This is a genomic window from Oleiphilus sp. HI0125 (assembly GCF_001635355.1).
The window spans coordinates 1-899 of sequence record NZ_LWGF01001327.1; the positions used below are offsets into that span (position 1 = coordinate 1).

General features: G+C 46.1%; 1 protein-coding gene. It reads right to left on the reverse strand.

The features are described 5' to 3' along the window. Positions 1-804: TIGR01777 family oxidoreductase (locus tag A3762_RS22850; protein WP_197469514.1), on the reverse strand; the 804-nt coding region annotated here is incomplete at its 3' end. Positions 805-899 lie beyond the last annotated feature (95 nt).

Here is an 899-nt window from a genome sequence, read left to right on the forward strand (position 1 = left end):
AAGTAAATCGCTACGCTGACCAAAGATCCATTTCGTCACAATAGTTGGCATTTTCAATAGTAGAGGGCGCCTAAGATTTTGAGCGAGTACGCGGCTAAATTCCTGATTAGTCGTGTTTATAGGGGCGACAGCATTGAATGCGCCTTCCATTGATTGATCATTGATAGCCTGATGAATAAGTTCAACGAGGTCTGAAATATGAATCCACGACATCGTTTGTTTGCCATCACCTATAACGGAGCCGGCGCCTAATATAAAACTCGGATAGAGCTTAGCGAGCATCCCACCATCACCGGACAAAACAATAGAGATCCTTAATAATATCCTTCGCTCGGATCTGATTGTCGTAGCAGCTTGCTCCCACCCGCTGCACAAGCTTGCGGCGAAATCGCTCCCTCTAGGACTTGTTTCGCTACACTGAGTGCCGTTATCTGAACCGTAGTAACCAATTGCTGAACCGGATACGAGGGTTTTAAAGGGCTTTGCTAGACGAGCCGACAGATCTGCAAGTTGTTCAGTTACTCCGATTCGTGAGCTGCGTAGAATCTGCTTGCGTGACTCGGTCCATGGGCGATCGACAATTGGCTCACCTGCTAAATTAATCACGTGATCGATTAGCGTGTCGTCGCTAATGTCATTTAAGTTGCTAATCAACTTAAGGTTCGCTGTGACCTTATCGAGACGTTTTGGGTGCTTTTGTCTTGTTAGTACAAGAACTGTGCTGCCGGCTGGTAGCGACTTGATAAATGTTGAACCTATCAGTCCAGTACCACCAGTGACCAAGTAATCATAATGTGTTTGCATTGTCGCATCCTGTAACATGGCAAGTTCGGTATGAATCGCTACGCCTTGATCTGACTTATAGTTTACTTTGCACGATTGTCATTAGCGCGTCGCGA